9 protein-coding genes and 3 pseudogenes are annotated in these 10,388 nt (G+C 67.4%); 4 read left to right on the top strand and 8 right to left on the bottom strand.

The annotated features are described in order from the left end of the window. The 5 genes and pseudogenes from M7H19_RS06760 to M7H19_RS06740 form a co-directional block, all read right to left on the bottom strand. Positions 1–202, bottom strand: a pseudogene (locus M7H19_RS06760) (2-hydroxyhepta-2,4-diene-1,7-dioate isomerase); the annotation flags it as partial. After that, a pseudogene (locus tag M7H19_RS06755) lies at positions 199–1,317 on the bottom strand (cupin domain-containing protein). The pseudogenes M7H19_RS06760 and M7H19_RS06755, both read right to left, overlap by 4 nt. A gap of 17 nt (positions 1,318–1,334) precedes the next feature. Continuing rightward, positions 1,335–1,748 carry an FAD-dependent monooxygenase gene (locus M7H19_RS06750; protein WP_298178338.1) on the bottom strand — a complete coding sequence of 138 codons (414 nt, stop codon included), beginning with the start codon at positions 1,746–1,748 and terminating at the stop codon, positions 1,335–1,337. Then, complete coding sequence (locus M7H19_RS06745; protein WP_298178340.1) at positions 1,745–2,044, bottom strand: hypothetical protein; 300 nt, start codon at positions 2,042–2,044, stop codon at positions 1,745–1,747. The genes M7H19_RS06750 and M7H19_RS06745 overlap by 4 nt, the downstream gene beginning before the upstream one ends. Before the next feature lie 19 nt (positions 2,045–2,063). Further along, a pseudogene (locus tag M7H19_RS06740) lies at positions 2,064–2,393 on the bottom strand (FAD-dependent monooxygenase); the annotation flags it as partial. 75 nt (positions 2,394–2,468) lie between these two features. Here M7H19_RS06740 and M7H19_RS06735 point away from each other — a divergent pair. The 3 genes from M7H19_RS06735 (at position 2,469) to M7H19_RS06725 (ending at position 4,020) form a co-directional block, all read left to right on the top strand. Continuing rightward, positions 2,469–2,885, top strand: coding sequence for a hypothetical protein (locus M7H19_RS06735; RefSeq protein ID WP_298178335.1), 417 nt, complete (start codon positions 2,469–2,471; stop codon positions 2,883–2,885). Positions 2,886–3,074: 189 nt separating this feature from the next. Continuing rightward, positions 3,075–3,404, top strand: a complete 330-nt coding sequence (locus tag M7H19_RS06730) for a DUF3040 domain-containing protein (protein ID WP_298178333.1) — start codon at positions 3,075–3,077, stop codon at positions 3,402–3,404. Between the two features lie 199 nt (positions 3,405–3,603). Then, positions 3,604–4,020 (top strand): OsmC family protein, encoded by a 417-nt coding sequence (locus M7H19_RS06725; RefSeq protein WP_298178331.1) that lies wholly within the window; start codon positions 3,604–3,606, stop codon positions 4,018–4,020. A 9-nt stretch (positions 4,021–4,029) separates the two neighbouring features. Here the strand turns inward: M7H19_RS06725 and M7H19_RS06720 are convergent, their stop codons facing one another. Continuing rightward, a complete protein-coding gene (locus M7H19_RS06720) occupies positions 4,030–5,514 on the bottom strand; it encodes an amino acid permease (RefSeq protein WP_298178329.1) in 1,485 nt (494 codons plus the stop codon). A 427-nt stretch (positions 5,515–5,941) separates the two neighbouring features. On the opposite strand from M7H19_RS06720, the gene M7H19_RS06715 reads away from it, so the two are divergent. After that, the gene (locus M7H19_RS06715; protein WP_298178328.1) at positions 5,942–6,709 is read left to right on the top strand and encodes a 2,3-dihydro-2,3-dihydroxybenzoate dehydrogenase; all 768 of its coding nucleotides are present in this window, start codon (positions 5,942–5,944) and stop codon (positions 6,707–6,709) included. Positions 6,710–6,711: 2 nt separating this feature from the next. Here M7H19_RS06715 and M7H19_RS06710 read toward each other — a convergent pair whose 3' ends face one another. Next, a complete protein-coding gene (locus M7H19_RS06710) occupies positions 6,712–8,130 on the bottom strand; it encodes a DHA2 family efflux MFS transporter permease subunit (RefSeq protein WP_298178325.1) in 1,419 nt (472 codons plus the stop codon). Between the two features lie 21 nt (positions 8,131–8,151). Further along, a partial coding sequence (locus M7H19_RS06705; RefSeq protein WP_298178323.1) for a condensation domain-containing protein occupies positions 8,152–10,388 on the bottom strand: 2,237 nt, incomplete at its 5' end.

Here is a 10,388-nt window from a genome sequence, read left to right as displayed (position 1 = left end):
CGATCTTGCCGGGGTTCGGCACCACGGGGGCGAGATCGACGGTGTCGACATCGTGCCGGGCGCCGTCGGCCGTCGCGGCGGCCTCCAGACCACCGGCCCGCAGGAGAGCGCCGACATCGGCGAATCCCGTCTCGATCGCCGCGGTGCCTTCGACACGCACGGCGGCGGTCTTCTCGCCAAGGCGGATGGTCGCCAACCTCATCGTTGCTCTCCTTCTACGTGGACGCGGTTGAAGTGCAGAAGCTCCATGATCGGGGCGTCCGAGAAGCGGAACAGGTCGAACTGCTCCTCAGCCTGCAAGGACCACGGCACCTACGAGGGCACCACGAACAAATCGCCCTTCTCCAACGGGTGTTCGACGCCGTCGAGCACGACCTGACCCCGGCCTTCGAACACCTGGAACACGCTGAACCCGACCTCGCGGCGCGCGGGAGTGACCGTCCCGGCTCGCAGCCGGTGGAACTCGGCCCGGATCGTGGGCATGACGTCGCCACCGGTGGTGGGGTTGATGTAGCGGACGGCGGCGTGTCCCTGTTCGACGGTGGCGGGCTGGCCCTCGTCCTCCAACAGCAACTGCTCGGTCAACGCGGCGTCGGTGTGCTCCCACCGGTAGGCCCCGATCGGCGAGGACACCGTGTTCCGCAGCCCGGACAGCGGACGCAGGCCGGGGTGGCACCACAGGCGTTCACTACGGAAGTAGTTGGGGGTGGCGTAGTCGGTGACCCGGTCGGCACCGAACTCGAAGAACCCGACATCGGTGTAGTAGGAGAACGGGATGTCGAGGCCGTCGAGCCACGCCATCGGCTGGTCCGTCTCGTTGTGGTGGCCGTGGAAGTGCCAGCCCGGTGTGAGCAGGAAGTCGCCCCGGGACATCCTCACCGGATCACCGTCGACGACCGTCCACACGCCCTCGCCCTCGACGACGAAGCGGAACGCGTTCTGTGAGTGTCGGTGCTCGGGCGCGGTCTCCTTGGGGCCGAGGTACTGGATCGCCGCCCACAGTATGGGAGTGGCGTAGGCGGAGCCGGGCAACCCCGGGTTGGCCAGCGCGATCGCGCGCCGCTCACCACCCCGCCCGACAGGGACGAGATCTCCGGCTCGCTGCGCCAGCGGATACAACGTCGACCACTTCCACACGTGGGCGACGGCCTCCGGCTTGGGATGCATCGGCATCAAGTCGCCGATCTGTGTCCACAGAGGAATAAGGTGATGGGCGTCGAAGTCCTCGTACAGCTGTGTCAGCTCGGGGCCATCGCCCTGGGTCATCTCGTTCGCGACCGAACCGTGGTCGATCTCCTGCTCCGGGTTGTCCGACATCGGTGTCCCTTCAGCTCTCAAGCGTGCACGGATTGGGAAACGGTGGTCTTCGAGGAGACGGAGTCAGCCCGCCCGTTCTCCCGAACCGGCCCGTAGAGCCAATCGACGAGGTGGTAGTCGTGGACGCCGCGGCTGCGGAAGACCTCGTCGCGCAGCAGTGTCGCGACATAGGTGTCGACGTGCCAGATGTCGCCCCACACGCGGGCTGTGGTCTGCACGCGGCCGGCGAAGTCCACCCGCTCGCGTTCGTAGGCATTGAGGGCCTCGGCCAACCCGGTCGTCGACCACGGATTCTGACCGAGCCTCGGGAGAGACGTCGCGAGCGCGGCTCCGTCGAGCAGCGCCTGCCCCGCGCCCTGAGCCAGATACTGCAGCATGGGATGCGCGGCGTCACCGAGTAGCGTCGTCCGGCCTTTCGTCCACGTGGTCACCGGCTCCCGGTCGTACATCGGCCAGCGGTTGTCGCGCCGCAGCGACGGATGGCCACGCGCACCGCTTCGCACATGTCGGAATAGGTGTGGTCGAGTTCCTCAGGAGTCTCCCAGTCCTGTTTGCCGTCCAGGTATTCCTGGCTGCGGAACACGGCGACCTGGTTGTAGAGCTTCCCGGCGCGCACCGGGTACTGCACGAGGTGGAGTCCCGGCCCCATCCACACCACGACGTCGTCGAGTGAGGCGCGTCGGCCGACGTTCTCGATCGGGACACCGCACCACCACGGAGTTGCCATGGTCCTCGAACTCGGTCACCTGGTGGTCGGTGTGCAGGCTGATCCTCGGTTCCGCCTCGGCGGCGTCCACCAGCGCCTGGAGCAGGTCGCTGCGGTGCAGCACGAGGTAAGGCCCGCCGTAGCGTTCCTTCGCGTCGGCGAGGTCGAGGTGGGTGAGTTCCTCACCGCTGCGTGCGTTGCGGAAGACGAGCCGACGTGGGTGGACGGACAACGGAAGGATCTTCGCCAGCACACCCATTTCGTCGAGCATGCGGGTGATGTTGGGAGCGAGCTGCAGCCCGGCACCGACCTCGGCGAACTCCGGGGCGCGTTCCAACACCCTGACCCCGACGCCCCGCCGCGCGAGCATCAGCGCCGCCCCCAGGCCGCCGATGCCGCCTCCGGCGATGATCACCTCTCCACGCTGTGCCATCGGGGGTTCGCCGTGCAGGGCGACAAACGGCTCTACCGTCCCGGCCCCGAGCTCCTCTCCCTGGCCAGAGCCAGAGGCCCTCCACTGTCCGACCGAATCCGCCCGTATCTCCAACAGCTTTACGACCTGGTGGGCGAGACGGTGCATCTGATGGTGCGTACCGGCGCCTCGATCGGCGTCGTCGACGGCCAACACGCGGCCCTCACCGTCGCCCTGCCCACGGCACGAGCCGCCACCGTCGACCCGGAGGTCGTCACCGCACACCTGCTGCAGGTGTGCGCCGACGTTAGACACGCCTTCGGCGACAGCCCCGAACCGGACGAGGGCGACGAAAGCCGACGCGCGACTCCCGTGATTCCCTCTCTTTTTCGAGACGAGAAAAGGCCTCCCGAACATCCCCAATCAAATCACGATCACATCACGCAGTGATCACACAGCGGCAAGTCACTTGTTGGCGACCCCACATCGAAATCGCGAGGAACACACGATTCCTGTGACCGTCACCATTGCATACCACCAGGCATAACCAGCAGGATGAGCGCGCCCCTCCTCCGCACACCCGACCGGGAATGAAAACCTCTTCCGGAATTCTGTGTGCCGTTTCACAGGTGATCGATAATGCCCTTGAGTGACCGAGAACTACACACACTAAGCGAACTCGAAAACAATTTGCGCGAGGACGATCCGGGGCTGGATCGCTCACTACGCACCATGATGTCGCCCGAAGACACGACGTCGATCTACTTGACGCTGTCGATTCTCGGCGTGTTCGCCCTCGGTGTCGCGCTGTTGGTCGCGGGATGGACACTCACCGGCCTGGCCGTCACGGTCGGTGGAACCCTCTGGCTGCTCCGTTGGGCGTCTCGGCGATACTACCACCCCGCATGCCACCATCTCGTCCCCGACGACACCGATCAATGCCCGCGCTGCGCAGCCGCCTCTTCCTGAGCACGAAGACTTAAAGACCCGCACACGGCTGGGAGCGAAAAAGAACTCCCCGACGTCTTCGGCGATGACCGTCACACTTCGGCGGCGTCCGCGCCCTTTTTCCGCCCCGGCGCGGACGCGCGGTCCGCACCATCACCTGCCTAACCTGTCCGACCTGCGAAACATGCCCGCGCAGCCACGTGACGGTAGGTTTCCAGACATGACGATCTCGCCCAACTCCGTGCGCATCGAGCGGATTTCGAAAGGCCGCTACCTCGCCCACAACGGCAGCGGCGCCAGCATCCCGATCGGCGGTGACGAGGCGTTCAGTCCGGTCGAGCTCCTCCTCGCCGCGCTCGGCAGTTGCACCGCCGTCGACACCGACATCGCCACCAGCCGCCGAACCGAACCGACGTCGTTCACGGTCACGGTCAGCGGCGACAAGGTCGCGGAGGAGGAGACCGGCAACCGCATGAAGAACCTCACCGTCACCTTCTCCGTGGAATTCCCCGAAGGTCAGCAAGGAGACGAGGCTCGCACTCTACTGCCTCGCACCGTCGCCCTCTCCCACAACAAGCTGTGCACGGTCAGTCGCACCGTCGAACTCGGCACCCCGGTCCGCACGGTCATCGAGTGATCCCGTCTGTCAGCTTCGAGTCCGCCCCACCGGGCTGACATCCGGCAGCCCCTTGCGCGCCACCCGGCGTTTGACGAATTCGTAGGTCACCGAGTGGAGCACGACCAGCGACATGGTCACGAGCAGGCTGTAGAACCCGGTGTCCCCGCTGAAGTCGAACAACAGCGACAGGACCAGTACCGCCAGAAGCGCCAGGCAGCACCAGTCGGTGTACGGCATGCCGGGCATCCGGAAATCGACGGGGGCGATGTCTCCAGAGCGAACCTTCGCGCTGAAGCGCAGATGTGACACGAAGATCGATATCCAGCTGAGGAGGATGCACACCGAGGCCGAACCGAGCGCGAGCGAGAAGATCGACCCCGCGTCGGCGAAGAGGATCAGCACCGCTCCGGCGAGGTAGAGAACCCCGACGAACCACAGAGCCCCGACGGGCACACCCCGGCTCGACATCTGCACCGTCCACTTCGGCGCCGAGCCGTGCGCGGCCAGGTTACGCAGCAATCGCACCGTCGCGTACAACGCGGCGTTCACCCCGGACAGCGAGGCGCTGAGCACGACGACGTTCATGATGCCGCCGAGGTACGGCACGCCCAGGCTCGCCAGCGCGGTGACGAAGGGGGACTCGTCTCCGCTGTAGCGCTCGGTGGGCAACAGCATCGACAGCACGAGCACGGAGCCGATGTAGAACAAGCCCAACCGCACGACGACCCCGCGCACGGCCTTCGGCAGAGCGACCGCGGCGTCCTTCGCCTCTCCCGCCGCGGTCGCGGTGACCTCCACCGCGGAGAAGGAGAACACCACCACCTGCATCACGATGATCGCCGGCAACACTCCGTGCGGGAGGAAACCGCCTTCCCAGAGGTTGGTCACGCCGGCCTCGGACTCCCAACCGAATGGGCCGCCGAAGAACACGACCAGCAACCCGGTGGCCAAGAACAGCACGATGGCGACCACCTTGATGGCGGCCGCGGCACTCTCGATCAGGCCGAACGCCCGCACCGTCAAGACGTTCGACCCGAAGACCAGACACAGCGCCACCAGCGGCGACAGCCATTCCGGCGAGTCCGGGAACCAGTATGCGGTGTAGACGCCGACCGCGGAGATCTCGGCGATCCCGACCAGGACGGCGACGGTGACGTAGAGCCAGCCGGTCAGGTGCGCGAACCGTGGGCCGACGAACTCGCGCGCATAGGAGACGAAGGCCCCGGTGGTCGGCCGGTAGACCGACATCTCGCCGAGTGCCCGCATCAACAAATACACCAGCACGCCGACGACCGCGTAGGAGAGCACGAGTCCAGGGCCGACGGCTCGCAGTTGCTCGCCCAAACCGAGGAAGAGACCGACACCGACGGCTCCTCCGATGGCGATCATCTGCATCTGCAGGCTCGACAGGCTCTGTCGATAGCCGACGTCACCGCGCTCGACGTAGGTGGATGTCGCGGAGTCGATCGGCGAATCACCGTCCCGCGGTCCGGGCTCGCTGCCCACGGACATGGCGCGCTCCTTCCTCGCCCGGTCCCGGGCACAGGTCTGGCCGACTCGGACCGAGAGCGGCCAGTTCGACTCGGCGGCACGAGTTCCTGATCTGACGTACACAGGCTGCCGCCGCGCGAGGATGATACGGAAAGAGCGATCTTGCTTTCGGTGTGGGCTCCTGATCCCAGAGAGCGGGAATCCCGCGCACGAGACTCCGCCCGGCACACGACGTCGATGAAGGCGTGCCACCGCTTCGGTGAGTCCTCGGAACCAAGTCCTCGGAACCGGTGCGCGCACAGCATGGGCGCGCGCCTAGCAGGATGCCGCGCCGCTGTCCACACAGCTGTGACGCCTCAGGCAGTTCACGGGAACAACCTTCTCCACATACCAAGCTTAGGCTAACCTAATCAATCCGAAGCGGCGTCGAGCAGCACGGGAGGACCGAGTGCGGGACAACGGAATCGCGGGCACGACCGCTGTCGTCACCGGGGCCGGACAGGGCATCGGCTTGGCCGTGGCACGAGAACTACGCGCCCAGGGAGCGGTCGTCGCCGCTTTGGACCGGTCCACCGACGGGCTCGCCGCCTACACCGACGACCCGGAGTTCGCTGGGATCACCGTCGATGTCACCGACTCGGGCCGGGTTCATGAAGTCGTGTCACAGGTGGAACGCGAGCTCGGTCCGATCGACATCCTGGTCAACGTCGCCGGTGTTCTGCACACCGGCGACGTGGTGGACTACTCCGACGAGGACTGGGAACACACGTTCGCGGTGAACACCACCGCCGTGTTCACCGTCTCGCGCGCCGTGACTCGCCTGATGATCCCCCGCCGCCGCGGAGTGGTCATCACCGTGTCCTCCAACGCGGCGGGCGTGCCACGGAAGGGGATGGCCGCCTACGCCGCGTCCAAGGCAGCCTCCACCATGTTCACCAAGTGTCTCGGCCTGGAGCTGGCCGAATACGGGATCCGATGCAACGTGGTCGCTCCCGGCTCCACCGACACCCCGATGCAGCGTGGGATGTGGAACGCGGACGGAGCCGACGCGGTGATCCGAGGTGATCTGGGCAACTTCCGGGTGGGTATCCCGCTGGGAAGACTGGCCGACCCCGAGGACATCGCGGCGGCCGTGGTCTTCCTGGCCTCGGACCAGGCCCGACACATCACGATGCAGGACCTCTACGTCGATGGCGGCGCGACACTGCGCGCCTAGTGTCACGAAGTCACCTCCCGGTCGGCTCGCCTCGGCAACCTCCATGCCCACAGGGCTGCGAGCAGGCACAGCCCGAGCACCCACCAGAAACTCCCGGCGAACGCGGAGACGACGTCGACTCCCTCCGCCGACAGTCGGGCCTGCAACACCGCCGCGAGGACGGCGGTGCCCAACGATCCACCAACGTAGTGCATGAGGTTGAGCGCGCTGGAGGCCCGAGCGGTCTGCTCGGGACCCACTCGGCTGTACACGATGTTCATCGTCGGCGCTCCGATCAGCGCCGATCCCATTCCGCGCACGAGTAACGCAAGGACGATGACCCCGTCGCCGAGGTCGGGCAGTTGGGTGAACGGCACGGTGCCCACCGCGATCAGCGCCATGCCTGTGAGTACGAGGGTCCGAGGGGCGAACAGGCCGATGATGCGACTTACCACCAAGGAGCCGGCCGCGGCTCCCACTCCCTGAGGTGCCAACAGGAGCCCGGCTTCCCACGCCGACAGTCCGCGCCCGGTCTGCAGGAACAACGGCAACAGGAACATGGTGCCGAACACCGACGCGGCCACGGCCAATAACGCGACAGCCGCCGCTCCGAACGGAGGTCGCGTGAACAACCGGACGTCGACCAACGCCGGGCGCCGGGAACGCATTCCGTGCACCCCGAAGGCCACCAGCATCCCGGCTCCCACGGCCAGAGCCACGACCGCGAGACCCACACCGCCCTGTTCGTTCCCCCCCAGCTCCGTGAGACCGAACACCAGCACAGCCAGGCCGGGCGGCAGCAGCATCGCACCACGGACGTCGAACGGCGCGGCCCGGTCGGTGGGCGCGACGACGGGCACGTAACGCCACGCGAGCGCCATCGCGATCAGACCGACCGGTACGTTCACGAGGAACAACCACGACCAGTCGGCCACGGACAGGATCGACCCGCCGATCACCGGCCCCAGGACCGGGGACAGCAGGGGCACCACCGATACGACACTGATGATCCGGCCGATCCGGCCCGGCCCGGCCACACGCGCAAGCAGGGCCTGCCCGGTCGGTGGCAACAGCCCACCACCCAGGCCCTGTAGTACACGGAACACCACCAAACTGGTGGCCGACCACGCGAAAGCACAGGCCGCGGAGCCCAACAGGAACACTCCCACGGCCGCCAGCCACGTCCGACGGCCACCGAACCGGTCCGCCAGCCAGCCCGACATCGGCATCACGGCCACGATCGCCAGCAGATACGCCGTCGTCACCCATTGGATATCGGCGACCGAGGCTCCGAACTCAGCGACGAGGGTGTCGATGCCGACCGTGACGATCGTGGCGTCCAACGACGCCATGAAGGTGCCGAGCACCAGGATGAACGCCACCCGCAGCAGCGACGCGTCGATCTTCTCGATGGTGCCGCCGCCCCGCACACCACTGCTCACCACTACTCACCCCGTCGGTTCTCAAACGTCTGGCAGGCCGGATACCGGCACGGTCTCGGCATCGATGTCGAGCCGATCTTCAACACTCAGGTACTCGAGCACCGCGAGTAGCTCATCGGCGAGCGCCGCGACCTCGTCGGCGGTGAAGAATCCGGGACGGTGGCCGAGCACACCACGCCAGCCACCGCCGTCCGGCATGATCGTCACCGTCAGCGGATGGTGTGTCCGCTCCCGGAACCGGGTACCGACGATGGTCAGCCCTGGCGCCGGTTCGCGCAGGGTGGCGGGATCGACCGGATAGTTCTCGAACACCACGAGGCTGTCGAACAGCCGCTCGCGCCCGGTCAGCCGCTCCAATTCGGACAACCGGACGTGATGCCGGTCAGCGGTCGCCTGGTGCCGTGTCTGCAGACCGGTCAGCACGTCGGCCAGGGTTCCGGTGAAGCGCACACGCATCGGCACGGTGTTGGCCAACAGTCCGACGACCTCCTCGATTCCGTCGACCTCGAGGGTTCGCGCGGAAACCATGGCTCCGAAACACACGTCCCGGCGACCGGAGCGCAGAGCAAGGACGGTGGCCCATGCGCCCTGCAGCAGAGTCCCCGGTGTCAGCCCCCGGCGAGCGGCGACGCGGGTCAGCTCGGTGACCAGGCCCTCGTCGACGGTGAACAGGATCGGCTCCGGTTCCTCCGCCGCCGGGTCCTCCACGCGGTCACCGATCACGTAGTCACCTTCGGGGAGCCCGGCCAACTCCGCGTGCCAGGCACGATAGTCCGCCTCGCTGTCCCTGCTCGCCAACCGCTGCAGATAGCGGCTCAGCGGCACCGGTTCGGGTAGACGGTCACCCGTGCCGGAGTCCTGTACCCGCGCGGTGTACCGGGCGAAGAGTTCCGCGAGCATGCGTGGAGCCGACCAACCGTCCGACAACACGTGGTGGCTGGTGAGAACGAACTCCGCCCTTTCGGGTCCACGTCGGATCACGGTCAACCGCACCGCGGGCCCCTCGGCCAGAACGAACGGCTCGGCGAGGTCCTCGGCCAGGATCTCCTCGACCGCCCGCTGCCGCGTTTCGGGGTCGTGGTCGGACACGTCCCGCAGCCTGCAATCCGGGCGCACCCCGGCCCGGATCACCTGGATGTCCTGCCTTGCCTCCGGGAACGCCGCGCCCAGACTCGGGTGGCGTTCCAGCAGGTCGGCACCGGCCGCGAACAACGCGTCGACATCCAGCGGCCCTTCGAGCGAGAACGTCGACTGCACCGTGTACGGGTCGGGCGTGCCCGCTGCCCTGCCCCGCGACTGTCGCAGCATCAGTTCCTGCAACGAGGTCAACGGCCAGACGTCGACGACCGGGTATTCCTTCTCCAACTCGTCGATCGCGGCCTGGTCGAGCTCGACCAGAGGCAGATCCGACGGGGTGAGGCCCGCTCGGGCTCGTACGTCCGGATCGTTGGCCAAAGCGACCAGCGTCCGGTGGAAGTGCTCGGCGAGGTCTCGGATCTCCGATTCGGCGAACAGCGCCGACGGCCAGGTGAACCGCATCCCGAGCACCGTGCCCCGTCCCTCGTCCCGGGCCAGCGCGGACACCATGAGGCTGTGCGGCAGCGGCACGGTCTCCCCGCCCGAGCCGAGAGGGTCCGCGCCCGGAGCCGGATGCCACGGCGCCGCGTCCGTCGGGGCGGCGGGGAACTGCCCCAGGTAGTTCCAGCTGATCTCCGGTTCCGGTGCCGTGGCGAGCGTCGGTTCTCCCGCCGCGACGAGGATGCCGTGACCGAGCCCGTCGCCGTAGGACCGCAACTGTTCCTTGACCGCTTTGATGCCGTCCGCGGACGGACCGTCCGGCAACGTGAGTCGAGCCGGGTACACGGCGGTGAACCAGCCGACGGTCTGGGACAGATCGACCGAACGCCTCCGGTCGGGACTGTGCGGTGGTCGGCCGTGGCTCTCCACCGCGACGAGGAGGTCGGGCTTCCGGTCACGCCAGGCACTGACCGCCGTGACCAGCGCGGTCAGCAGTACGGCGTCCGGGGTGGTGCGGTAGGCCGACGGCAGGGTGGTCAGCAGCGCACGGGTCGTCGCCGGATCCAGCCACCGCTCGTGGTGCACCGCGGTGGCGGCGATGTCGCGGGCCGGATCGAACGGAACCGCGCTGAGTGGTTCCCCGGGATCCGCGACAGTCCTGTTCCACTGTGGAAGTTCCGCGCGACGGTGTCGGGCGGCCTCGCGAAGCGAACGGGCCCAGCCGAGGAAGGACTGTCCGT

The sequence above is a fragment of the Saccharomonospora sp. genome (assembly GCF_027317685.1).
GTDB lineage: Bacteria > Actinomycetota > Actinomycetes > Mycobacteriales > Pseudonocardiaceae > Saccharomonospora.
Note: the sequence above shows the minus strand (reverse complement) of the source record. Positions and strands in the feature narration are given on the sequence as shown.